The organism is Yersinia aleksiciae, from assembly GCF_001047675.1.
Classification (GTDB): Bacteria; Pseudomonadota; Gammaproteobacteria; order Enterobacterales; family Enterobacteriaceae; genus Yersinia; species Yersinia aleksiciae.
Genome location: NZ_CP011975.1, coordinates 2119137 through 2141899, shown reverse-complemented (window position 1 = coordinate 2141899; position 22763 = coordinate 2119137). Strand labels below are relative to the sequence as shown.

Sequence of the window (22763 nt, the reverse complement as noted above, 5' to 3'; positions counted from 1 at the left end):
GCATGAATGCAACAGCGGTAGCAGCGGCGGTCACTGGCCGTCAGCTGCATAAGTTTGGTGGTAGTAGCCTTGCGGACGTGAAGTGTTACCTGCGGGTGGCTAATATTATGGCCAACTACAGTCACCCCGGCGATCTGATGGTGGTGTCTGCGGCAGGGAGTACCACCAACCAACTGATCAGCTGGTTGAAACTCAGCCAAAGCGATCGTCTTTCTGCCCATCAGGTGCAGCAAAATCTGCGGCGTTATCAGCACGACCTGATCAGCGGTTTATTATCACCAGAAATGGCTGAGCCACTGATTAGCGAGTTTATCCATGATTTGGAGCGACTGGCCGGTTTGCTGGATAACAAAATCGACGATGCAACTTATGCCGAAGTGGTTGGGCATGGCGAGATTTGGTCCGCCCGCCTGATGGCTGCGGTGCTGAACAAGCTGGATATGAAGGCAAGCTGGCTGGATGCGCGCAGTTTCCTGCGTGCTGAGCGGGCGGCACAACCCCAGATCGATGAAGGCCGCTCTTACCCGTTGTTGCAACAATTGATCACGCAGCACCCGCATCAACGTTTAGTGGTGACCGGCTTTATTTCGCGCAATAACGCCGGTGAAACCGTGCTGTTAGGGCGTAACGGCAGTGACTATTCCGCGACGCAAGTTGGCGCGCTGGCGGGTGTCGAACGGGTCACCATTTGGAGTGACGTTGCTGGGGTCTACAGTGCTGACCCGCGCAAAGTGAAAGACGCCTGTCTGCTGCCTCTGCTGCGGTTGGATGAAGCCAGTGAACTGGCCCGTTTGGCCGCGCCAGTGTTGCACACCCGCACATTACAGCCAGTTTCAGGCAGCGATATCGATTTGCAGCTGCGTTGTAGCTATCAGCCGGAACAAGGCTCCACCCGTATCGAGCGCGTATTGGCCTCTGGCTCGGGTGCCAAAATTGTCACCAGCCATGATGATGTCTGCCTGATAGAATTACAGATTGCCGGCCATCATGACTTCTCACTGGCGCAAAAAGAGATCGATTTGCTGCTCAAACGCGCGCAAATCAAGCCGCTGGCGACCGGTATTCACCCGGATCGCAACCTGCTGCAACTTTGCTATACCTCAGAGGTGGTGAACAGTGCGCTCCGCGTGCTGGAAGATGCCACGCTGCCGGGAAGATTATCCCTGCGCGAAGGACTGGCACTGGTGGCACTGGTCGGCGCGGGGGTGAGTAAGAATCCACTGCACAGCCACCGCTTCTACCAACAGCTTAAAGATCAACCGGTTGAGTTTATCTGGCAAGCAGAAGACGGCATCAGTCTGGTGGCTGTTCTGCGCCTTGGGCCGACAGAACACCTGATTCAGGGTCTGCATCAGTCGTTGTTCCGCGCGGAAAAACGTATCGGTCTGGTTCTGTTCGGCAAAGGCAATATTGGTGCCCGCTGGCTGGAGCTGTTTGCTCGCGAGCAAAAGAATATTTCAGCCCGCAGTGGTTTTGAATTCGTGTTGGCAGGGGTGGTGGATAGCCGCCGCAGCCTGCTGAGCTATGACGGATTAGACGCCAGTCGCACATTGGCCTTTTACGATGACGAAGCCATAGAGCAGGATGAAGAGTCACTGTTCTTGTGGATGCGCGCGCACCCGTTTGACGATTTGGTCGTACTGGATGTGACCGCCAGCGAGTCACTGGCAGAGCAATATTTGGATTTCGCCAGCTACGGCTTCCACGTTGTCAGCGCCAACAAGCTCGCCGGGGCGTCCAGCAGCAATAACTATCGCCAAATCCGCGATGCTTTCGCCAAAACGGGCCGCCATTGGCTATATAACGCCACCGTCGGCGCAGGTTTGCCAGTTAACCACACGGTGCGTGACCTGCGTGACAGCGGCGACAGCATTCTGGCAATCAGCGGTATTTTCTCCGGTACACTCTCTTGGCTGTTCCTGCAATTTGACGGTACCGTGCCCTTCACCGAACTGGTGGATCAAGCTTGGCAGCAAGGGCTGACCGAGCCGGACCCGCGGGTGGATCTCTCCGGTCAGGATGTGATGCGCAAGTTGGTGATTTTGGCCCGTGAAGCGGGTTACGACATCGAACCGAATCAGGTACGGGTGGAGTCGCTGGTGCCTGCGGGTGCCGATGTTGGCTCCGTGGATCAGTTTTTCGAAAACGGTGAAGCATTGAATCAGCAAATGGTTCAGCGCTTAGAAGCCGCGAATGAAATGGGTCTGGTGTTACGTTACGTGGCACGCTTTGATGCCAATGGTAAAGCGCGGGTGGGCGTTGAAGCCGTACGTGCTGACCATCCACTGGCTTCCTTGCTGCCGTGCGATAACGTCTTCGCCATTGAGAGCCGTTGGTATCGCGATAATCCGCTGGTGATCCGTGGCCCAGGCGCTGGCCGCGATGTCACTGCCGGTGCGATTCAATCTGATTTAAACCGCCTGTCTCAACTGCTGTAACCTGCATTAACTCGCCTCTTCTGCCCACCGCAGTCGAGGCGAAGCCCCCACTTTATCCCCTCGATCCACGTTGCAGACCTACAGCGCGTACACCGCTAATACCCCTATCGCGTTCAGGGCGCAGGGTGAACATGAATTTTCCGCGTAATGCGTGTGAATAATCATCATCGGCCTAAACTTATTTAAACGTTGACTCTTTAGTCAACTTCCGGCACCTTCTATTTAGCCATCTAAACGTATAGACGCTCACAAGTGGGCGGCAACAGATAACATAAGTCGTTATAGCGACAATGGAGTGACAGGGTATGAGTTTTTTTCACGCAAACCAGCGGGAAGCGCTAAATCAAAGTTTGGCAGAGCTGCAAGGCCAAATTAATGTTTCTTTTGAGTTTTTCCCGCCACGTACCAGCGAGATGGAAGAGACCCTGTGGAGCTCGATTGATCGTCTGAGCACCCTGAAACCGAAATTTGTTTCAGTCACTTATGGCGCTAACTCCGGCGAGCGCGATCGTACTCACAGCATCATCAAAGGGATTAAGGATCGCACCGGTCTTGAAGCCGCACCGCATCTGACCTGCGTGGATGCCTCTCCAACTCAGTTACGTGAGATTGCGGCTGATTACTGGAATAGCGGTATCCGCCACATCGTGGCCCTGCGCGGTGATTTGCCACCGGATAGCGGCAAGCCAGAAATGTACGCCTCTGATTTGGTGACCTTGCTGAAAGACGTGGGTGATTTTGATATCTCGGTAGCCGCTTACCCGGAAGTTCATCCTGAAGCGAAGAGCGCGCAGGCTGACCTGATTAACCTGAAGCGCAAGATTGATGCGGGCGCTAACCGTGCCATTACGCAGTTCTTTTTTGATGTCGAGAGCTACCTGCGCTTTCGTGACCGCTGTGTCGCCACCGGAATTGACGTCGAGATCGTGCCGGGCATCTTACCGGTTTCCAACTTTAAGCAGCTTCAGCGCTTCGCTACCATGACCAATGTGCGGGTGCCTAATTGGATGACCACCATTTTTGAAGGTCTGGATAACGACCCAGAGACACGTAAAATGGTCGGTGCTTCGGTGGCGATGGATATGGTGAAAATCTTAAGCCGCGAAGGCGTGAAAGACTTCCATTTCTATACCCTGAACCGCGCTGAGTTGAGCTATGCTATTTGCCATACCTTGGGGGTCAGACCTTAGGCGTTTAACGTATTTGGCTAATAGGAGGGGTTAGTCGCACCTGAACCCTCCTTCGCCTCTCCCCCGCGCAAACCGACCTTATGCTTTATCTGCCAGAAACTTTACCGGCACCGCCGGTGGGCCAAAACGGTTATCGCCGTCAGTCCCCAGAAACGCGCCACAGTCGATAAACATCATGACAATAATCAGCGTAGGGATAAATCGCCCGACGCCCCATTGCCAGATAGGGGCCAACATCTGCCAGTTACCCGCCATCAGCATCCAGGCCAGCACTACCAAGAATGCCCACCAGCCGGCTTTATTGCGATCATGTAATCGCTTGACCACCACTGCCGCCGTTGGCCACAGTAAAAAAACGATGGCAAAAGCGGCGGTCTGAATAGGTAGAAAATCTTGCCCGGCGAGCGTAAAAATAACCAGCATCGCCATAAGCCACAGGCCAATCCAGATCCAAAAATCCCGCCGCCCGATACGGCCTTTAAATGAAAAACACCACTGCTGTATTGTCATCGATGAACTGATCCACTGGCCTAATTTAATAGTGCCAGAGTGTAACTCAACCACACAGCCAACCGATAAACTTTGCAGCGAATTTTGACAATCACCCCCGATTACCGTTTTAATCCCCTCACACACTTCTAACGACGGCGTAAGTCATGAGAAAAGAAATTGCCGCAACGTTAACCCAACTGCTGCTAATGGCAACGGTTAGCCACGCTCATGCCGATCCCGCAGACGACAGTGGTCAACCAACGGAAGAGGCACAACCGACGGCACCATATCTGCTTTCCGGTGCGCCAACCTTTGATTTAACTTTGGTTAAATTCCGTGAAAGTTATAACCGCGCCAACCCGACACTGCCCATCAGTGAGTTTCACGCCATTATCGTCAAAGACGATGCGCCACCACTGACGCGGGCGGCCAGCAAGATTAATGAAAATCTCTACGCGTCAACCGCACTGGAAAAGGGTACCGGTAAGATTAAGACCTTACAAATTACCTATTTGCCGATAAAAGGGAGCGAAGAGAAAGCAGCCCGACTGGTGGCCGTCAACTATATGGCAGCCCTGATGCGGCAGTTTGAACCGACACTCACGCTACAGCAGAGCATTGAGAGCGTGCAGCAGTTGCTGACCAAAGGTAAAGGCTCAACTTTCTACACCCATGCTGTTGGCGCAATTCGCTATGTTGTAGCAGATAACGGCGAAAAAGGACTTACCTTCGCTGTTGAACCGATTAAGCTATCACTATCTGAAGCATGAACTCACCGCAATTAATGACGAAAAGCAAAGCCATTACCACTAATCATCTCTATACTGTTGGACAGGTAAACTGCCTGTCGGGCAGTCATTATTATTGACCCTCGTGTCCCTTTGTTGGAGGAAGAAACATGCGTCATCCATTAGTTATGGGTAACTGGAAGCTGAACGGTAGCACTCACATGGTTAACGAGCTTATCGCTGGCCTGCGTAAAGAATTGAGCACCGTTGACGGTTGTGGTGTTGCCATTGCCCCACCGGCTATCTATCTGAATCAGGCTAAACATGAGCTGTCAGGTAGCCGTATTACTCTGGGCGCACAGAACGTTGATGTGAATCTGTCCGGCGCATTTACTGGCGAAACCTCTGCTGAAATGCTGAAAGACGTGGGTGCCCAATACATCATCATCGGTCACTCTGAGCGCCGCACTTATCACAAAGAAAGTGATGAGCTGATCGCCAAGAAATTCGGCGTGCTGAAAGAGATCGGCCTGATCCCAGTCTTGTGTATCGGTGAATCCGAAGCAGAAAACGAAGCGGGCCAAACTGAATCGGTTTGCGCGAAACAACTGGACGCCGTGCTGAATACCTTAGGGGTGAAAGCGTTCGAAGGCGCGGTTATCGCTTATGAACCCATCTGGGCTATCGGTACGGGCAAATCAGCCACCCCAGCACAAGCTCAAGCGGTTCACAAATTCATCCGTGACCATATTGCTAAGCAAGATGCCGCGGTTGCAGAACAAGTGATCATTCAGTACGGCGGTTCTGTTAACGACAAAAACGCAGCAGAACTGTTCACCCAGCCTGATATCGATGGCGCGCTGGTTGGCGGTGCTTCACTGAAAGCAGACGCATTCGCGGTGATCGTGAAAGCAGCAGCCAAAGCTAAAAAAGCCTAATTTAGCTTTTACGCTACTGATTAAGCCGGGGCAGACGTTCCGGCTTTTTTATGGTCCGGCACCTCAAAATCTTTCTTATATAAATCAATTCCACCTGCCCCTACCGAGCCTAAGAAGCGACTTATCTCTTTGCCCCTCGCTGAGAGTTCCTCCTGCTTATAGCTTAAATACTTTCTCTTCTGCGTATCAAGAAAATGAATGGTATCGCTGTCTTTAAATTTAATCACATTGCAGGCATGTCCTCGAATCGCGCCAGGCAACATAGTCCATAAAGCCGGTCGATGAATCACCAGAACCCCAAAGAGTGCTGTATTGGGCTCATACTCTTTTAACTTGGTGATCAGTTCAGCCGCCGATTTAGCATCATCACATGGCAATCCCATGATTCCTTTTACATCCGCGCCTCTTAGTGTTGGCATCGCGAGATGCAATCTACCCTTCTCTAAAGTATCAATCACAGCAGTCGCACAAGATGCACAGTTGGTTTGCCCGAAACCATGAATACCGAACTTCGCCAGCAAATAGGCCAAAGGCCGCAGAATAAAAGGCGGTTTACCCTCGCGATTTACCTCTTTTAATAAGGCATCGAAATATTCTTTAGTATTTGTGGTGTAGTCCGGCAGTGTTACCGTCACATCTTGATGGTTTTGTATATTCACTGGCAATGGCGGTGGCGATGAGGGGGTTGAACTGCTTTTTACGTCGTCGTTGTGTGGAAAATACTCAAATGAACCAAAAGAGCTATTTCTTGTTAATGGCGCATTCGGGGGCATTGGTGCTGAAACAGGCGGAGTGGTTACCCCCCCAGAAATACGACCAATAGTCATAATCTTCCCCTATAAGCTATGTAGCCTTATTGGCTGATATAACTCAATAACGCATTTAGCACCGGTTGGCGAATTGGGGAGTGGGGATATATAAGAAAGGAAATAATTATGAAAATAAAAAATAGAGTTGGGGCGATTAATAAAACAAAACGCCCATCAGTATTAACCTACGGGCGCTTAGTTAGCAGGTAGTTATCAGTACACTCTTTTAACGTTTACTGATCTCATCGAACACCCCGCCAGTGGCGAAATGTGTCTGCTGTGCTTTGGTCCAGCCACCGAACACTTCATCGATAGTAAACAGCTTCAGTTTCGGGAACTCATTGGCAAACTTGGCAGCTACCGCCGGGTCACGTGGGCGATAGTAGTTCTTAGCCGCAATGGTCTGGCCTTCTGGTGAGTAGAGATACTTCAAATAGGCATCGGCAACGTCACGGGTGCCGCGCTTATCAACCACTTTATCCACTACCGACACTGTCGGCTCTGCCAGAATCGACACACTTGGCGTGATGATATCGAACTTGTCTTTGCCCACTTCATTTACGGCCAGCAGGGCTTCGTTTTCCCAGGCAATCAGCACATCACCAATGCCACGTTCAACAAAGGTATTGGTCGCCCCACGTGCGCCAGAGTCCAATACTTCCACATTCTTATACAGGGTTTTGACAAACTCTTGCGCCTTGGCCTGATCGTTATTGTTATGCTCTAACGCATAACCCCACGCCGCCAGATAGTTCCAGCGTGCACCGCCGGAGGTTTTCGGGTTAGGGGTGATCACTGAGATGCCTGGTTTTACCAGATCTGACCAATCATGAATTTGCTTAGGATTCCCTTTGCGCACCAAAAACACGATGGTTGAAGTGTAAGGCGCGGAGTTATCCGGCAGGCGCTTGATCCAGTTTTTATCAATGCGACCACGCTCAGCAATAGCATCGACGTCATAAGCCAGTGCCAGTGTCACCACATCGGCTTCAATACCATTAATTACCGAGGTCGCCTGCTTACCAGAACCGCCGTGGGATTGACGTACTGTCACCTTGTCGCCGGTTTGTTGTTCCCAGTGTTTACTGAACGCCTGGTTATATTCCTGATAAAACTCGCGTGTCGGATCATAAGACACATTCAGTAATTGAATATCTTTTGCCATGGCGCCTGATGCCAACAGCAGTAACGACAAACCCACACCCCATTTACGCATTGACCCGCTCCCCAGAATAATTGTTATGAACCTGAATGGTTTTAACTTAAATGGTAATCAACCCAATTGGTTGGCTTGATACAGAGCGTGCCAGAAACTATCCTTTCAATTAAAGAATAAAAAACTTCTGATTATATCAATACGAAATATACAGCCCCTGGAATGCAAAAAGCCCCCGCAAGCGGAGGCTCTGTTATCGCGTGATAGCCTGTTTTAGAACAGTTTTTTCGCGGTGTCGTACCAATCTTCTTTGAATTTACTTTTCTTGTTCTCTGGCGCGATACAAACGGAGATTAATTCATGCACCATTTTCTCGTTCTGTATACCGACGCAGAAGCCGCCTTGGGTGAAATCATGATCCTGCAACAGCAGATCAACCGCATAAGACCCCATACGGGAAGCCAGAATACGGTCATAAGCCACTGGTGCGCCGCCGCGTTGGATATGACCCAACACAGTGCCACGGGTTTCACGGCCGGTCTCTTTCTCGATGTACTTGGCCAATGAATCAATGTCATCCAGCTTTTCAGTAATCGCCACGATAGCGTGCTTCTTACCTTTCGCGATGCCAGCTTTGATTTCAGCGACCAAATCTTCACGTTTGAATTCAACTTCAGGGATAGCGATAAACTCGCAGCCCCCAGCAATGGCAGCAGCCAAAGTTAAATCACCGCAGTAACGGCCCATCACTTCAACGATAGAGATGCGCTGATGTGAAGAAGAAGTATCACGCAGACGGTCAATCGCTTCGACCACTGTTTCCAAGGCGGTGAAGAAACCGATGGTGTAGTCAGTCCCTGCCACATCGTTATCGATAGTGCCCGGCAAACCCACACAGTGAATGCCACCTTCTTTGGTCAGCAAATCTGCACCAGCATAGGAACCGTCACCACCGATAACCACCAGGCCATCGATACCACGGTCTGCCATATTCTTAAGGGCAACTTGACGCACTGCGGGATCACGGAATTCAGGGAAACGCGCAGAACCGAGGAAAGTACCGCCGCGGTTAATCATATCTGACACGCTATAGCGATCCAGTTTTCTCATGCGATTTTCATGCAAGCCAAGGTAGCCATCTTCAATACCGTAAACTTCCAATCCTGCTGACAAAGCGGCACGAACCACCCCACGAATGGCTGCGTTCATACCAGGCGCGTCACCGCCGCTTGTTAGTACACCGATTTTCTTGACCATGACTACCTCTGAACTTGTAGATGCGATTTTTTAAAATGCGTTATCTGCTGATTTATGTCTTGCACAGGTGAAGAGTACAGAAAATCAACTTTATGAGCTTAATATCGGATATTATAGCAAAAACACCAAGCTGAATTGATTCAAGTCATGCCATTTAGCGGTATTTTCTTCATGAACGAACCGTTAATGTAACCACAGTTTACCTGTCGTTAATGAAGCATTTATTTATTAAGCAATTATAGTTCCCAATGCGCGTGACGCTCTTTCGGCACCACCGAGCAGGGATCTTGATGGATAAGCACATCAGCGCCGGGAAAACGGTGTAGCAATGCACGCTCAACTTGCTCAGCTAAAATATGTGCCTCCATCAACGGCAGTATATCTTCCATTTCAAGATGGACTTGAATAAAGCGTGTTGGCCCCGACTGACGGGTTCGCAAGTCATGAGCGCCAATCACGCCCGGCCATGACATCACAATATCGATAATTTCCTGTCGCTCGTCATCAGGCAAAGCACGATCCAGTAAGGCTTGCACCGCTTCATAACCCATACGCAATGCACTGTAGAGAATATAAACGCCGATACCCAACGCAAACAGTGCATCCGCGCGATGAAAACCATACCAACTTAATGCCAACGCAATAAGGATAGCACCATTCATCATGACGTCAGATTGATAGTGCAACATATCGGCGCGAATCGCCTGACTGTGGGTTTTTCGTACCACCCAACGCTGAAAAGTGACTAATATCAGTGTACTGAATAGTGCGATTAACGTTACCCAGATACCGACACCGAGATCTTGCAAGGGCTCCGGTGACGCTAAATGCTGGAATCCGGTCAAGAACAGGAATAGCGCCGAACCGGAAATGAACATACTTTGCGCCAACGCTGCCAGTGACTCAGCTTTGCCATGACCAAAAGTATGTTCTTCATCAGCAGGTTGCAGTGAATAGCGCACCACAAAAAGGTTGGTCAGCGAGGCCGCGAGATCCACCAGCGAGTCAACTAATGCGGCCAATAAACTCACCGATCCAGTGTGCCACCAAGCAAAAATTTTAATCAGCAGTAAAATTGAGGCCAACACCGTCGCACTGAGCGCAGCAGCTTTAACCAGTCGCGCATATTGCGGGTCCATAAACTCATTCCGAATAATATTCAGGGCTTATTAGTATATACCCTAAATAATTTGAGTTGCAGCGAGAGAGCAATTGGGGGGCGTGACAAAAAAAGCCCTCCATCATGGAGGGCGAAAGACAGGGATGGTGTCTATGGCAAGGAAAACAGGGTATTACTTGGTACTACTTACTTCTGGGCAGAAGAGGGTTGTGCTGCTGGCGCCTGCTGCATTTTCTCAATGCGCTGCTGGTGCTTTTGATTCAGGGCCGCTTTTTGCTCTGGAGTGAGCAAGTTGTACATTTGGTTGCGAACTTTGGCCATTTCGACCTGACGTTCAACCTGATCTTTGGACATTTTCTCGGCTTGTGCTCTTACCGCGGCTTCGTCAAATTTATCGGCAGTAACCAGCTTGTGCATGGCTTCACGGTCAGCAACATCAAGGCGGGGCTGCCCTTGGCGAGACTGGCGCATCAGGTCACGCATTTGCTGACGCTGCTGCTCGGTCAGATTCACACCGTCAAACATGTTATGGTGACCACGACCGTCTTTCTTGTTCATCATCGCACCGTCACCGTTACCGTGGCACCAGCCATCTGCGGCTTCGGTCTTATCGGCGGCGAAGGCGGCTGAAGAGCCGAGAACTAACATTGACGCCATGATTAACGTTGAGACTTTAGTTACTTTGCGCATCATTTAACTCCTGGTTTCTATCTGCTAAGCGATTTACTGCTATGCGATTCATTGAGAAGCAGTCTATCGGTCCGGCTGCAAACATGCGTCAGCTGGATGTAAAATTGGAGTCAGGGCATGTAAAGCTAAGTAAAGTCATGGAATAGCGGCAATTGTTAACGTATTTTGCGTCAAGAGGAGAAATAAATATGCATAAAATCCTATTAGTTGATGATGACCGTGAATTGACGTCGTTGTTGAAAGAGTTGCTGGAAATGGAGGGCTTTAATGTTGTGGTTGCCTATGATGGCGAACAAGCATTGAACCAGCTAGACAGTTCTATCGACTTGTTATTGCTTGATATTATGATGCCACGTAAGAACGGTATCGAAACGCTCAAAGAGCTGCGTCAACATCACCAGACACCGGTGATTATGCTGACAGCTCGTGGCAGTGAATTGGATCGGGTGCTGGGTCTTGAGCTAGGCGCGGATGATTATCTGGCAAAACCCTTTAATGACCGCGAGCTGGTAGCACGTATCCGCGCCATTTTGCGCCGCTCTAACTGGAGCGAACAGCAGCAAAATGTCGATCAGGGGGCACCAATACTGGAAGTTGATTGCCTGCAATTGAATCCGGGCCGTCAGGAGGCCAGCTTTGAAGGCCAATCGCTGGAATTAACCGGCACTGAATTTACCTTACTCTACCTGCTGGCCCAGCATCTCGGTCAGGTGGTCTCGCGTGAGCATCTCAGCCAGGAAGTGCTGGGTAAACGATTGACGCCTTTTGACCGCGCCATTGATATGCACATTTCAAACCTGCGCCGTAAGTTACCGGATCGCAAAGATGGACTGCCGTGGTTTAAAACCCTACGTGGTCGCGGGTATCTGATGGTATCCGAAACATGATCAACAGTTTAACGACGCGAATTTTTGCTATTTTCTGGTTTACCTTAGCGCTGGTATTGATGCTAGTGCTGATGGTGCCAAAGCTGGATTCGCGTCAAATGACCACCTTGCTCGAGAGCGAACAGCGTCAGGGGACGATGCTGGAGCAACATATTGAAGCTGAATTGGCCAGCGATCCCGCCAATGACCTCATGTGGTGGCGCAGACTTTATCGCGCCATTGAGAAGTGGGCACCGCCGGGTCAGCATTTGGTGTTGGTGACCACTGAGGGCCGAGTCATTGGTGCTCAGCGCCACGAAATGCAAATAGTCCGTAACTTTATCGGCCAGTCAGATAACTCAGATCAACCGAAAAAGAAAAAATATGGCCGTGTCGAGATGGTCGGCCCCTTCTCTATCCGTGATGGGGAAGATAATTATCAGCTCTACCTGCTGCGTCCAGCCAGCAGCCCACAATCTGATTTTATCAATTTGATGTTTGACCGCCCGCTGCTGCTCTTGATTGCTACCATGCTGATCAGTTCGCCATTGCTATTGTGGCTGGCGTGGAGTCTGGCAAAACCAGCGCGTAAGCTGAAAAATGCCGCCGATGATGTCGCGCGGGGCAACCTGAAACAGCACCCTGAATTGGAATCTGGGCCGCAAGAATTTTTGGCAACCGGTGCCAGTTTCAATCAGATGATCAGTGCGCTCGATCGGATGGTGGTGGCCCAACAACGGCTGATTTCTGATATCTCCCATGAGCTACGCACCCCGCTAACCCGCTTGCAACTAGCTACTGCGCTGATGCGCCGCCGCCATGGTGAAGGGAAAGAACTGGAGCGCATCGAAATGGAAGCCCAGCGGTTAGATAGCATGATCAATGATTTGCTGGTGTTATCTCGCAGTCAGCACAAAAACGAGTTGCATCGCGAGCCGATTAAAGCAAATGATTTGTGGTCTGACGTACTGGAAGACGCCCAGTTTGAAGCTGACCAAATGGGTAAAACACTGGAGGTGACATCACCACCGGGGCCATGGACCTTATTTGGCAACCCTGCGGCCCTTGACAGTGCGCTGGAGAATATCGTGCGTAACGCGCTGCGTTATTCCCATCACCACATTGCGGTGGCATTCAGCTCGGATAATCATGGTGTCACTATCATTGTTGATGATGATGGGCCAGGGGTGAGCCCAGATGACCGTGAGCAGATATTCAGGCCGTTCTATCGCACGGATGAAGCCCGAGATCGTGAATCAGGCGGGACAGGTTTGGGACTGGCGATTGTTGAAACTGCCGTCAATCAGCATCGCGGTTGGGTGCGGGCGGAGGACAGTCCATTAGGTGGCCTGCGGCTGGTACTTTGGTTGCCACTGCATCCCCTTAAAGCTTAGTTTTTGAAGTGGCAAGGTGTTAACTGCCACAGCAATGACTTAAGAGTATAGCTTGCTGCCCGATCATTTTGGATCGGGCAGATCATGGGCTATCACCACTGCACCCTCTTTTTCCAGTAACTGCTTCTTGCGTTCAATGCCCCAACGATAACCTGATAATGCACCATCTTGGCGAATGACTCGATGGCAGGGAATGGCGACGGCCAGCATATTGGCCGCGCAAGCGCCAGCCACGGCACGCACGGCTTTCGGTGAGCCAATCTTAGCGGCAATATCGGCATAACTGGCGGTTTCACCGACCGGAATCTGCCGCAGCGCCTGCCATACCCGCTGCTGAAAAGCAGTACCTTGAATATCCAGCGGCAAATCAAGGCCGAACTTGGGTGCCTCAACCAATCCCACCACCTGCGCGAACCATTGCTCAAACTCGGCATCACCACCGATTAACTCCGCCTGCGGAAATTTATCCTGCAACTGCTGCACCAGTGGCGCGGGTGAGTCACCCAACAAAATAGCGCAGATGCCCAGCTCACTTTTCGCCATCAAAATCGCGCCAAGGGCACTTTCACCGACGGCAAAGCGCAGCGTCACATCGCGCCCACCGTTGCGATAACGGGTCGGCGTCATCCCCAAGAGCTGATTTGATTGCGCATAAAATCGGCCATTGGCGTTATAGCCGGCATCAAAAATAGCGTCAGTGACCGAGCCTTCCCCAGCCAATTGATCACGAACACGGGCGCTTCGCGTCGCATTGGCATAGGCCTTAGGGGTCAGTCCGGTCATGGTCTTAAACAGCCGATGAAAATGAAAAGCGCTGAGATTCAGTTCAGCGGCCAGTTCATCAAGCTTCAGCGGCGTTTCCGCCTGCTCAATTAAGCGGCATGCCTGACTGATTTTTTCTGCGTGCTGCAACGCCAGTGGCAACTGTGTCGGCTGACAACGTTTGCAAGGCCGATAGCCCGCTTGCTCTGCGGCGTGATTATCGGCAAAGAATTCAATGTGTTCGGCTTTGGCCCGGCGGGATGGGCAAGAGGGTCGGCAATAGATACCAGTGGTTTTCACCGCATAAACAAACTGACCATCGGCGGCTTTATCCCGCGTCATCACAGCGACCCAGCGTGGGTCCTGCGTGTTGTCGATCGATCCTTTGGCTGATGACATGATGAATCCCCTATTCATACTGACTGTGGCGGCCAGCATATAAAATAACCACGACTCGCACTCTCCGCTCCTTGCTTTTAAATTTTGTTTTACGCCACCCGCATCGGCAACCACTGCACTGAGAGGGGGATTCTGATATCCTGCGCCCCTCATTATTGGGGGACATATGCTTAATATCGTTTTATTTGAACCCGAAATCCCGCCCAATACCGGTAATATCATCCGGTTATGTGCGAATACCGGTTGCCAACTCCATCTGATTAAGCCTTTGGGTTTCACCTGGGATGACAAACGCTTACGCCGCGCGGGTCTTGATTATCATGAGTTTGCCAGCATCAAGCATCACCATGATTACCAAGCCTTTTTGGACAGTGAAAACCTCGATGGCGCGCAATCTGCCGGGGCAACACCTGCTCGTTTATTTGCGTTGACCACCAAGGGGACACCCGCCCACAGCGCCGTCAGCTATCAGGCGAATGATTACCTGCTGTTTGGCCCTGAAACCCGAGGTTTACCGCCTAGGGTGCTGGATGCATTACCCGCTCAACAGAAAATTAGAATTCCGATGCAGGCCGATAGCCGCAGCATGAATCTGTCCAATGCCGTGTCGGTGGTGGTGTATGAAGCCTGGCGGCAGTTGGGTTATCCGGGTGCGTTACTGAAAGAGTAGTTGAGGTTATTGACCCAGTGCCAGCAGCGGAGAGAACAGACGGATCGTAAAGATGCCGTAAAATCACCCCTGATGGCGCGGACGCTTTACTCTTCAGTCAGTCCTCACCATTCCAGATCGAGTCATTAGGGTTTGTCATCAGCTTGAATAGTTGCTTTATGGCGATAAAAGAAACTACATCAAAACTGCATACCTAAAGGCATTGGCGTCTCAGCAAGACAACTAGCACAGCGACAGTTTCAAGGACGAAGGGGGTCAGATGCCGTCGCCGTACTCAAAACCGTGTCCGACCCCATTGAAGTGCTGATCCATATCCAGCGAGGGTTTATCGCTTTCTGGTTTACCTACAATGCGAGCGGGTACGCCAGCGGCGGTGGTATGGGCGGGGACGGATTGTAACACCACTGACCCCGCGCCAATTTTGGCACCACGCCCGACTTCAATATTCCCCAGAATTTTCGCACCAGCACCAATCATCACACCTTCGCGGATCTTCGGATGGCGGTCGCCGCTGGTTTTACCGGTACCGCCAAGGGTGACGGATTGCAGGATAGAGACATCATTCTCAACGACGGCAGTTTCACCAATAACAATACCGGTGGCGTGGTCAAGCATGATGCCACAACCAATGGTCGCCGCAGGGTGGATATCGACACCAAAAGCGACAGACACTTGATTTTGCAGGTAAATAGCCAGCGCTTTACGATCCTTCGCCCACAACCAATGCCCGATACGGTATGCCTGTAACGCGTGGAAACCTTTGAGGTACAGCAGCGGCGTGGAGTATTTATCAACAGCGGGGTCGCGCAGGCGTACAGCCAAAATATCGCGAGCAGCAGAGACAATCATCTGTTCATCCGCGCGATAGGCATCTTCTACCACCTCACGAATGGCAATCGCCGGCATGATTGGATTAGCCAGTTTATTCGCCAGAATATAGCTCAGCGCACTACCCAAATTTTCATGCTTCAATAATGTCGCGTGAAAAAAACTTGCCAGCATCGGTTCACACTCAGCCAGTGCTCTGGCTTCTGATTTAATGCTACTCCAGACCAGCTCTAACTCTTCTGACGACATTGCATACTCCTGCCCATAAACAGGTCACTTCGGGGAACGGCCGAAGCAACTGATATCCTGACTCACTAAGGCCACAGCCTCAGTGACGTTGGATATATCGTTATTATTTTATTTCAGCCCCGATCTTATTGCAGGCACATAGCCTCATTGGCTAGATGCCGCTTTTTTCATCTTTTTTGGTCCGACCCAACAGAGTCAATGCCGCTTCGCGGGCATTTTTTTGGCAATACAACACCTGATAAATCTGCTCGGTTATTGGCATCTCGACACCATGACGCTGCGCCAATGCCAGAACTTCCTTGGTGTTGCGATAACCTTCAACCACTTGACCAATTTTGTCCTGCGCTTCTTGTACACCTAAGCCCTGACCCAGCATGATACCAAATCGGCGGTTACGGGATTGGTTATCGGTGCAGGTTAGCACCAAATCCCCTAATCCTGCCATGCCCATAAAGGTGGAGGGATCCGCGCCCAATGCAGAACCCAAGCGTGTCATTTCAGCCAAGCCACGGGTGATCAGCGCAGTACGGGCATTAGCACCAAAGCCAATACCATCAGACATCCCCGCACCAATCGCAATCACGTTTTTAACCGCTCCGCCCAACTGCACCCCGATAAAATCAGGATTGCTGTAGACCCGGAAACTTTTGCCACAGTGCAACAGCTGTTGCAGGTCTTCGCTGAACTTCGCATCAGTTGAGGCCAGGGCGATCGCGGTCGGTAAACCAGCGGCCAGCTCTTTGGCAAAAGTGGGGCCTGAAACAACAGCCAGTGGGATACTCTCACCCAACACTTCCCGCGCGACATCTTGTAGCAAGCGCCCTGTTTCCGCTTCAAGCCCTTTAGTTGCCCAGACGATACGCGCATCTTTGCGTAAATACGGTTTCAACTGATGTAAGACTGCGCCGAAGACATGGCTTGGTACGACGACCAAGACATCACGGCTGGCTGCCAGCGCACGTGCCAGATCCGTTTCCAATAGCAAAGTATCAGGGAAAGGCACATCGGGCAGGAAAGCTTGGTTACAACGATCTTGTTGCAGAACCTGAATGTGTTTAGGGTCATGACCCCATAACACAACTTGATGGCCATTACGCGCTAGCGTAATGGCTAATGCGGTGCCGTAAGATCCGGCACCGATGACAGTCATTGAAGCATTGATGGTGTTCATCAGGCATCCTGACGTTGTTCAGCACCTTCGCCTTCAGCCTGCTGTTGCAGATAGTTCATGAACAGGGCATCAAAGTTAACCGGTGCCAGATTCAGCTGTGGGAAAGTACCACGAGATACCAAGCTGGTGATGCATTCACGAGCATACGGGAACAGAATGTTCGGGCAGTATGCGCCTAAGCAATGAGCCAGTTGGGTACCGTCGATACCTGCGATGGAGAAGATACCGCCTTGCTGAACTTCGCACAGGAATGCAGTTTCTTCGCCTAAAGAGGCAGTGACCGTTACACGCAGTACCACTTCATACACATCTTCAGCCAGCTGACTGGAAGCAGTATCAAGATCAAGTTTAACTTCTGGCTGCCAATCCTGCTGGAAAACCTGCGGAGCATTAGGTGCTTCGAAGGAGATATCCTTGGTGTAGATACGCTGGATCTGGAAAGCCATCTCGGTGTTGTTTTGTTCTGACATGTGTATAGATACCCTAAAGTTAGACGTCCTTATTAAACTGCACTGCCGCCGTGGGCTCTTTCCATTAATGACTTTGGCCCACTGACGAGTTAAAGCAGCGGGTCTAGCCCACCGCGCGCATCCAGGGCGTGTAAATCATCACAGCCGCCGATATGCTGCCCATCAATAAATATCTGAGGCACCGTCGTCCGTCCGCTACGAGCAATCATCCCTTCACGTTTGGCCGGGTCATTATCAATTGCGATTTCATGGAAAGCGGCACCTTTGCTGTTCAGCAGTGCCTTGGCACGGTGGCAGAACGGGCAGGTTGCTTTGGTATAAATCTCAATCTTCGCCATGGATACACCTCAGTTAACTTCATAATTTATTGATATAGCGAAATTTGTATCGTAATTACTTGCCGCGTGCCAGTGGCAGATTCTCACCACTCCAGCCGGAGATACCCTCTTTCAAGGTAAACACCCGCTCAAAACCGGCTTTATTCAGCAGGTCAGCAGAAGCACGGGAGGTGGTTCCTGTGGCACAAACTACAATAATAGGCTGTGCTTTGTGCTTTTCCAAATCAGCCAGGTTACCGTTTTTAATGTCGCTCGGAAGCAAATTAAGGGAACTGGCAATGTGACCTTTGCGATAATCATCACGTGTGCGGATATCAACCACAACCGCATCTTCTTTGTTAATCAGACGCGTCGCTTCACCACGAGTGATCTCTTTCACTTTGGAGAGAGAACTTTTGAAGGTGGTGAAAATCACGGCGACGAGTAACGCCACCCAGGCCAGACTCAAAACTGGATGCTGGCTAATGAATTGCATAATCTCTTGCAACATGGGGGTAAAAACTCCCGTTAGTTAGGGGATAATATTCAAGGCCACAGAGTATACCTGCGCGATGCGGCAAATACAGCCAATATGCAAGCGCTATTGCAGAAACTGCGAGCAGTCTCGGGAAGTTTTGTCGCCTAAATAATGATTTTTACGCAAAACCCCGCACCAATGTTGATCTCTTTGGGCTATTTTTAACCGGTTTTATAGTAAATTACCGCCTTTCTACATATATACCCAATAGAACAAGAAAGAGGTTATGCAATGTCGAGCACTAAAAAACCACTGGTTCTGACTATTCTGGATGGCTACGGTCACCGCGAAGAACAGCAGGATAATGCCATTCTGAACGCCAAAACGCCGGTTATGGACCGTTTATGGCAGCAACAACCTCACACATTGATTGCTGCTTCTGGTCTGGATGTCGGTCTGCCCGATGGTCAGATGGGTAACTCTGAAGTCGGTCACGTCAATCTGGGTGCTGGCCGTATTGTCTATCAGGACTTGACCCGCCTCGACAAAGAGATCAAAGACGGTGACTTTTTCACCAACCTGACCCTGACCGCCGCCATTGATAAAGCGGTTAAAGCAGGCAAAGCGGTTCATATCATGGGCCTGCTCTCTGCTGGTGGTGTTCATAGCCACGAAGACCATATTCTTGCCATGGTTGAGTTAGCCGCTAAGCGCGGGGCGACCGCCATTTACCTGCATGCATTCCTTGATGGCCGTGACACCCCGCCACGCAGTGCTGAGTCTTCGCTGAAACGATTCACTGAGAAGTTTGCCGAGCTGGGCAAAGGCCGCATCGCGTCGATTATTGGCCGTTACTACGCCATGGACCGTGATAACCGCTGGGATCGTGTGCAACTGGCCTACGATTTGATGACGCAAGCAAAAGGCGAGTTCACCGCAGATAATGCCGTCGCTGGCCTGCAAGCTGCATACGCCCGCAATGAAAATGATGAATTCGTTAAGCCGACTGTGATTCAAGCAGCAGGTGAAGCTGATGCCGCCATGAACGATGGCGATGCATTAATCTTTATGAACTTCCGTGCTGACCGCGCCCGTCAAATTACCCGCGCCTTTGTTAACGCCGATTTCGACGGTTTCAAACGCGATAAAGTGATTAACTTCGGCGATTTCATCATGCTGACGGAATACGCTGCGGACATCAAAGTCGCCTGTGCTTATCCACCGGCATCACTGGAGAACACCTTCGGTGAGTGGCTGATGAAGCATGACAAAACTCAGTTGCGCATTTCAGAAACTGAAAAATATGCTCACGTGACTTTCTTCTATAACGGCGGCGTTGAAGAGCCATTTAAAGGTGAAGACCGCATTTTGATTAATTCGCCGAAAGTGGCGACGTATGACCTGCAACCTGAAATGAGCTCAGCAGAACTGACGGAAAAGCTGGTCGCGGCTATTGGCAGCGGCAAATATGATGTGATCATTTGTAACTATCCAAATGGCGATATGGTCGGCCATACCGGTGATTATGATGCCGCAGTGAAAGCAGTAGAAACACTGGATAATTGCATTGAGCAAGTGGTTGCGGCAGTAAAGGCTGCTGACGGTCAATTGCTGATCACCGCTGACCATGGCAACGCTGAACAGATGCGCGACCCAGCAACCGGTCAGGCGCACACTGCCCATACCAGCCTGCCTGTGCCACTGATTTACGTTGGCAATAAAGGGGTGAAAGCGGTTGAAGGTGGCAAACTTTCTGATATCGCACCAACCATGCTGTCACTGATGGAAATGGAAATCCCGCAAGAGATGACTGGTAAGCCGCTGTTCATCGTGGAATAATCCTTCGTTATGAAGGAAAAAGCGACATTCACGATATCAATGGCTTCGGCCGACGTCATTACTGGCAGCAAAGAGTTAATCTCTCTGTTGCCAAATAAGTTTGTACGTCGTCCATGGTCAGCACTGTACGCCAGCGTTTTTTGCGCTGGCGTATTGCTATTGCCATTATCCGTCAGTGCCGCCGATGCTCCTGCGACCGCGAAAACAGCAGAGAACAAGAACCAGCTAAAAACACTTCAGCAGGATATCGCTGAGAAAGAAAAAAGTGTTCAGCAACAAAAACAGCAACGCAGTTCATTGTTGGATCAGTTGAAACAGCAGGAGAATACCATTGCTCAGGCCAGTCGTAGCCTGCGTGACACCCAAGGTACCCTGACCACGTTAGACAAAGAAATTTCTCATCTCACCGCCTCAATTGCTAAACTGCAAAGCCAGCAATCCCAACAACAAAATATACTGTCAAAACAACTTGATGCCGCCTTTAAGCAAGGCCAGCACAGTGGTTTACAGCTTATTTTAAGTGGTGAAGAGAGTCAGCGCAGTGAGCGTATTTTGGCCTATTTCAGTTATCTCAATGAAGCCCGCCAAAAATCCATTGAGGAGCTGAAACAGACTCGCACGGATCTCTCCGCTGAGAAAAAGACGCTAGAACAGAAGCAAAATCAGCAAAAATCGCTGTTAGATGAGCAAAAAAACCAGCAACAGCAGCTGGAGCAGGCGCGGACTGCGCGCAAGAAGACCCTAACCTCGCTGGAAGCCTCGCTGGAAAAAGATCAGCAAGGTCTGGCGGAGTTAAAACTGAACGAATCACGTTTGCGCGATCAGATCGCCAAAGCAGAACGGGAAGCCAAAGCCCGTGCAGAGCGGGAAGCGAAAGAGGCCGCCCGCGTGCGTGAACAGGTGAAAGCCAAAGAGCAGCAAGCCAAGAAAACCGGCTCGAGCTATAAGCCAAGTGAAAGTGAGCGCTCATTAATGGCGCGAACCGGTGGCCTCGGTCGCCCTGGTGGCCAAGCGGTTTGGCCAGTGCGAGGTAATGTGACCCATCGCTTCGGTGAATCCTTGCAAGGGGAACTTCGCTGGAAAGGTATGGTTATCTCTGCACCAGAAGGCAGTGAAGTCAAAGCGATAGCAGATGGACGAGTGCTGCTGGCAGACTGGCTGCAAGGCTATGGGCTGGTCGTGGTGATCGAGCACGGCAAAGGGGATATGAGTCTGTATGGCTACAACCAGAGTGCGCTGGTCAATGTCGGTGCTCAAGTGAAAGCCGGTCAGCCGATCGCGCTTGTTGGCACCAGCGGCGGTCAAGGTGAGCCATCACTCTATTTCGAAATCCGCCGTCAGGGGCAAGCTGTAAACCCACAGCCTTGGTTAGGAAGATAGAGAACAACGTTAGGGAGCACCACCTATTGCGCTATTTCAACGCACACCTATTTATCATCGTAAGCACCCTAGTGATCGCCAACGCCGCACAGGCGGGCAAACTTTCAATCGTGATTGATGACTTTGGTTATCGCCCCCAGAATGAAAACAAGGTGTTGCAGATGCCGCTGCCGATTTCAGTCGCCATCTTGCCTAATGCCCCCTACGCCCGAGAGATGGCGGTCAAAGCCCATAATCAAGGGCGTGAAATCCTGATTCACCTGCCAATGGCCCCCCTGAGCAAGCAGCCATTGGAGCGCGATACATTGCAGCCATCAATGAGTAGCGAAGAGATTCAGCGCATCATTCGCCAAGCCGTGAATAACGTTCCTTATGCGAAAGGGATGAATAACCATATGGGCAGCGCGATGACCTCCAGTTTGCCGGGTATGCAGAAAGTGATGCAGGCGCTGGAACACTATCAGCTCTATTTCCTCGACAGCGTGACTATTGGCAATAGTCAAGCCAGCAAAGCCGCCGAAGGCACTGGCGTCAAAGTGATTAAGCGCAAAGTCTTTTTGGATGACTCACAAAATGAAGCCGCGATCCGCCAGCAGTTTAACCGCGCAGTAGAACTGGCGCGCCGAAATGGCTCAGCCATTGCTATCGGGCACCCGCATCCTGCGACCATTAAAGTGCTGCAACAGATGTTACCTCAGTTGCCGTCTGACATCGTCTTGGTCAGGCCCAGCGCACTGCTCAATGAACCAGTACACAATAATAGTGGCAGTGGCGCTGTCTCACCGGGCAAGTCAAAACCGCGTGATCCGGCGAAAAACGATCGCCTGAAAACCATCAAGCAATGCAACGCGAAAGCCCGCTACGTACCAGAAAAAATCTACGCAGACAGGATGTTTAGCGTCATTGGCGAGAGCCTGATGCAAAGCCCGGCGGTAAGCTTTATTCAGCGCTATTTTACGCGGTCAACCCCCGCAGTGCCGGTTGATGAACCGAAAGCAGATGCACCGAAAATCGATATTCCAAAAGTGGAGAAGCCCAAAACGGATAACCCGTAATTGGCTAATAACAAACGGGGCAACCATCAACTGGTTGCCCCGCTTTTGATTCTATAACGTCAAATGA

General features: G+C 50.8%; 22 protein-coding genes. 10 read left to right on the top strand and 12 right to left on the bottom strand.

Annotated elements, in window-relative coordinates; all coding sequences use genetic code 11:
• Window positions 1-2: 2 nt before the first annotated feature.
• Both ACZ76_RS09670 and metF read left to right on the top strand, forming a co-directional pair.
• On the top strand, window positions 3-2438 hold the full coding sequence (locus ACZ76_RS09670) for a bifunctional aspartate kinase/homoserine dehydrogenase II (RefSeq protein WP_048618763.1): 2436 nt from the start codon (window positions 3-5) through the stop codon (window positions 2436-2438).
• Window positions 2439-2743: 305 nt separating this feature from the next.
• Complete coding sequence (gene metF / locus ACZ76_RS09665) at window positions 2744-3628, top strand: methylenetetrahydrofolate reductase (protein WP_048618762.1); 885 nt, start codon at window positions 2744-2746, stop codon at window positions 3626-3628.
• A gap of 78 nt (window positions 3629-3706) precedes the next feature.
• Here the strand turns inward: metF and ACZ76_RS09660 are convergent, their stop codons facing one another.
• Entirely contained in the window at window positions 3707-4138 is a 432-nt protein-coding gene (locus ACZ76_RS09660; protein WP_048620254.1) for a DUF805 domain-containing protein, read from the bottom strand.
• A 146-nt stretch (window positions 4139-4284) separates the two neighbouring features.
• Here ACZ76_RS09660 and ACZ76_RS09655 point away from each other — a divergent pair, with 146 nt between their 5' ends.
• A complete protein-coding gene (locus tag ACZ76_RS09655) occupies window positions 4285-4890 on the top strand; it encodes a DUF1454 family protein (protein ID WP_048618761.1) in 606 nt (201 codons plus the stop codon).
• A 128-nt stretch (window positions 4891-5018) separates the two neighbouring features.
• Window positions 5019-5786 (top strand): triose-phosphate isomerase, encoded by a 768-nt coding sequence (tpiA, locus tag ACZ76_RS09650; protein ID WP_048618760.1) that lies wholly within the window; start codon window positions 5019-5021, stop codon window positions 5784-5786.
• Between the two features lie 20 nt (window positions 5787-5806).
• On the opposite strand, the gene ACZ76_RS09645 is transcribed toward tpiA, so the two are convergent.
• From ACZ76_RS09645 to cpxP, 5 genes are all read right to left on the bottom strand, one after another.
• Entirely contained in the window at window positions 5807-6613 is an 807-nt protein-coding gene (locus ACZ76_RS09645) for a toxin glutamine deamidase domain-containing protein (RefSeq protein ID WP_050126409.1), read from the bottom strand.
• Between the two features lie 208 nt (window positions 6614-6821).
• Complete coding sequence (locus tag ACZ76_RS09640) at window positions 6822-7811, bottom strand: sulfate ABC transporter substrate-binding protein (RefSeq protein ID WP_048618759.1); 990 nt, start codon at window positions 7809-7811, stop codon at window positions 6822-6824.
• Between the two features lie 213 nt (window positions 7812-8024).
• A complete protein-coding gene (pfkA, locus tag ACZ76_RS09635) occupies window positions 8025-9008 on the bottom strand; it encodes a 6-phosphofructokinase (RefSeq protein ID WP_048618758.1) in 984 nt (327 codons plus the stop codon).
• 236 nt (window positions 9009-9244) lie between these two features.
• Window positions 9245-10147: a CDF family cation-efflux transporter FieF gene (gene fieF, locus ACZ76_RS09630; RefSeq protein WP_048618757.1), complete on the bottom strand. Its 903-nt coding sequence runs from the start codon at window positions 10145-10147 to the stop codon at window positions 9245-9247.
• Window positions 10148-10314: 167 nt separating this feature from the next.
• Entirely contained in the window at window positions 10315-10818 is a 504-nt protein-coding gene (gene cpxP / locus ACZ76_RS09625) for a cell-envelope stress modulator CpxP (RefSeq protein WP_048618756.1), read from the bottom strand.
• Window positions 10819-11006: 188 nt separating this feature from the next.
• Here cpxP and cpxR point away from each other — a divergent pair, with 188 nt between their 5' ends.
• Together cpxR and cpxA are read left to right on the top strand one after the other, a co-directional pair.
• Window positions 11007-11705, top strand: a complete 699-nt coding sequence (gene cpxR, locus ACZ76_RS09620; RefSeq protein WP_048618755.1) for an envelope stress response regulator transcription factor CpxR — start codon at window positions 11007-11009, stop codon at window positions 11703-11705.
• Window positions 11702-13078 (top strand): envelope stress sensor histidine kinase CpxA, encoded by a 1377-nt coding sequence (gene cpxA, locus ACZ76_RS09615; RefSeq protein ID WP_048618754.1) that lies wholly within the window; start codon window positions 11702-11704, stop codon window positions 13076-13078. Before cpxR ends, cpxA begins: the two co-directional genes overlap by 4 nt.
• Before the next feature lie 63 nt (window positions 13079-13141).
• Here the strand turns inward: cpxA and ada are convergent, their stop codons facing one another.
• Entirely contained in the window at window positions 13142-14218 is a 1077-nt protein-coding gene (ada, locus tag ACZ76_RS09610) for a bifunctional DNA-binding transcriptional regulator/O6-methylguanine-DNA methyltransferase Ada (protein WP_144413943.1), read from the bottom strand.
• A gap of 187 nt (window positions 14219-14405) precedes the next feature.
• Here ada and trmL point away from each other — a divergent pair, with 187 nt between their 5' ends.
• Window positions 14406-14909 carry a tRNA (uridine(34)/cytosine(34)/5-carboxymethylaminomethyluridine(34)-2'-O)-methyltransferase TrmL gene (gene trmL, locus ACZ76_RS09605; protein WP_048618752.1) on the top strand — a complete coding sequence of 168 codons (504 nt, stop codon included), beginning with the start codon at window positions 14406-14408 and terminating at the stop codon, window positions 14907-14909.
• Between the two features lie 255 nt (window positions 14910-15164).
• Here the strand turns inward: trmL and cysE are convergent, their stop codons facing one another.
• The 5 genes from cysE to ACZ76_RS09580 all read right to left on the bottom strand — a co-directional run bounded on the left by cysE (window position 15165) and on the right by ACZ76_RS09580 (window position 18455).
• Window positions 15165-15986, bottom strand: coding sequence for a serine O-acetyltransferase (gene cysE / locus ACZ76_RS09600; protein WP_048618751.1), 822 nt, complete (start codon window positions 15984-15986; stop codon window positions 15165-15167).
• Between the two features lie 151 nt (window positions 15987-16137).
• Window positions 16138-17157 (bottom strand): NAD(P)H-dependent glycerol-3-phosphate dehydrogenase, encoded by a 1020-nt coding sequence (gene gpsA / locus ACZ76_RS09595; protein ID WP_048618750.1) that lies wholly within the window; start codon window positions 17155-17157, stop codon window positions 16138-16140.
• Entirely contained in the window at window positions 17157-17627 is a 471-nt protein-coding gene (gene secB / locus ACZ76_RS09590; protein ID WP_005164715.1) for a protein-export chaperone SecB, read from the bottom strand. The genes gpsA and secB overlap by 1 nt, the downstream gene beginning before the upstream one ends.
• An 89-nt stretch (window positions 17628-17716) precedes the next feature.
• The gene (grxC, locus tag ACZ76_RS09585; protein WP_048618749.1) at window positions 17717-17965 is read right to left on the bottom strand and encodes a glutaredoxin 3; all 249 of its coding nucleotides are present in this window, start codon (window positions 17963-17965) and stop codon (window positions 17717-17719) included.
• A gap of 55 nt (window positions 17966-18020) precedes the next feature.
• The gene (locus ACZ76_RS09580; protein ID WP_048618748.1) at window positions 18021-18455 is read right to left on the bottom strand and encodes a rhodanese-like domain-containing protein; all 435 of its coding nucleotides are present in this window, start codon (window positions 18453-18455) and stop codon (window positions 18021-18023) included.
• 258 nt (window positions 18456-18713) lie between these two features.
• Between ACZ76_RS09580 and gpmM the strand changes: the two genes are divergently transcribed.
• Genes gpmM through ACZ76_RS09565 form a run of 3 tightly spaced genes read left to right on the top strand, consistent with a single transcriptional unit; the run spans window position 18714 to window position 22696 of the window.
• Window positions 18714-20261, top strand: coding sequence for a 2,3-bisphosphoglycerate-independent phosphoglycerate mutase (gene gpmM, locus ACZ76_RS09575; protein WP_048618747.1), 1548 nt, complete (start codon window positions 18714-18716; stop codon window positions 20259-20261).
• Window positions 20262-20270: 9 nt separating this feature from the next.
• Entirely contained in the window at window positions 20271-21641 is a 1371-nt protein-coding gene (gene envC, locus ACZ76_RS09570; protein WP_048618746.1) for a murein hydrolase activator EnvC, read from the top strand.
• 26 nt (window positions 21642-21667) lie between these two features.
• Entirely contained in the window at window positions 21668-22696 is a 1029-nt protein-coding gene (locus ACZ76_RS09565) for a divergent polysaccharide deacetylase family protein (RefSeq protein ID WP_048618745.1), read from the top strand.
• Window positions 22697-22763 lie beyond the last annotated feature (67 nt).

Bases quoted from the DNA above. Each gene is read 5' to 3' on its own strand.
- gpmM (WP_048618747.1), top strand. From the start codon at position 18,714: ATGTCGAGCACTAAAAAACCACTGGTTCTGACTATTCTGGATGGCTAC.
- pfkA (WP_048618758.1), bottom strand. From the start codon at position 9,008: ATGGTCAAGAAAATCGGTGTACTAACAAGCGGCGGTGACGCGCCTGGT.
- cpxR (WP_048618755.1), top strand. From the start codon at position 11,007: ATGCATAAAATCCTATTAGTTGATGATGACCGTGAATTGACGTCGTTG.
- tpiA (WP_048618760.1), top strand. From the start codon at position 5,019: ATGCGTCATCCATTAGTTATGGGTAACTGGAAGCTGAACGGTAGCACT.
- metF (WP_048618762.1), top strand. From the start codon at position 2,744: ATGAGTTTTTTTCACGCAAACCAGCGGGAAGCGCTAAATCAAAGTTTG.
- envC (WP_048618746.1), top strand. From the start codon at position 20,271: ATGAAGGAAAAAGCGACATTCACGATATCAATGGCTTCGGCCGACGTC.
- ACZ76_RS09670 (WP_048618763.1), top strand. From the start codon at position 3: ATGAATGCAACAGCGGTAGCAGCGGCGGTCACTGGCCGTCAGCTGCAT.
- gpsA (WP_048618750.1), bottom strand. From the start codon at position 17,157: ATGAACACCATCAATGCTTCAATGACTGTCATCGGTGCCGGATCTTAC.
- ACZ76_RS09640 (WP_048618759.1), bottom strand. From the start codon at position 7,811: ATGCGTAAATGGGGTGTGGGTTTGTCGTTACTGCTGTTGGCATCAGGC.
- fieF (WP_048618757.1), bottom strand. From the start codon at position 10,147: ATGGACCCGCAATATGCGCGACTGGTTAAAGCTGCTGCGCTCAGTGCG.
- secB (WP_005164715.1), bottom strand. From the start codon at position 17,627: ATGTCAGAACAAAACAACACCGAGATGGCTTTCCAGATCCAGCGTATC.
- grxC (WP_048618749.1), bottom strand. From the start codon at position 17,965: ATGGCGAAGATTGAGATTTATACCAAAGCAACCTGCCCGTTCTGCCAC.
- cpxP (WP_048618756.1), bottom strand. From the start codon at position 10,818: ATGCGCAAAGTAACTAAAGTCTCAACGTTAATCATGGCGTCAATGTTA.
- ACZ76_RS09645 (WP_050126409.1), bottom strand. From the start codon at position 6,613: ATGACTATTGGTCGTATTTCTGGGGGGGTAACCACTCCGCCTGTTTCA.
- cysE (WP_048618751.1), bottom strand. From the start codon at position 15,986: ATGTCGTCAGAAGAGTTAGAGCTGGTCTGGAGTAGCATTAAATCAGAA.
- trmL (WP_048618752.1), top strand. From the start codon at position 14,406: ATGCTTAATATCGTTTTATTTGAACCCGAAATCCCGCCCAATACCGGT.
- ACZ76_RS09655 (WP_048618761.1), top strand. From the start codon at position 4,285: ATGAGAAAAGAAATTGCCGCAACGTTAACCCAACTGCTGCTAATGGCA.
- ACZ76_RS09660 (WP_048620254.1), bottom strand. From the start codon at position 4,138: ATGACAATACAGCAGTGGTGTTTTTCATTTAAAGGCCGTATCGGGCGG.
- ACZ76_RS09580 (WP_048618748.1), bottom strand. From the start codon at position 18,455: ATGTTGCAAGAGATTATGCAATTCATTAGCCAGCATCCAGTTTTGAGT.
- cpxA (WP_048618754.1), top strand. From the start codon at position 11,702: ATGATCAACAGTTTAACGACGCGAATTTTTGCTATTTTCTGGTTTACC.